Here is a 502-nt window from a genome sequence, read left to right on the forward strand (position 1 = left end):
TCGCCATTCAGGTGTGGCCGGTCATCCGGCTCGCCCTCAAACAGCTTTTCGTCCTGCATCCCCGACGGCGCAAAGCGCTCGATCACCACATCCCAGCGCAACCCCATGTCCTGTGTTTGGTTGTAATAGGTCAGCAGTTCCTTCCACGGCGAACTGAGGTCTTTGTAGGCCGCCAGCGCCGCCACCAACGCACCCAATGAGACAGAGCCCTGAAGAACCAGCAGACCGCCCACCAGATAGAACATGAACGGCGTCAGCTGCGAGATGAAGTTGTTTATGAACTTCATAAAGAACTTCTTCTGGTAAATCTCGAACCGGATTCCGAACAATCGGCCCAACTGATCCGAGACCATAGCGCGGCGGTACCGCCAGCCACCATTGGCACGCAGTGTTGCGGCACCGGCTGCGTTCTCTCCGATCTGGGCTGCCAGCACACGGACTTCCTGGATGCGTTTCTTGTTCAGCAGATTGATTTGACGCTGCAGGCGCGGGATCAGCCACG

General features: G+C 57.6%; 1 pseudogene. It reads right to left on the reverse strand.

The features are described from left to right. Positions 1-502, reverse strand: a pseudogene (locus ACR1XY_RS24980) (ABC transporter ATP-binding protein); the annotation flags it as partial.

This window comes from Ruegeria sp. AD11(2025) (genome assembly GCF_056542405.1).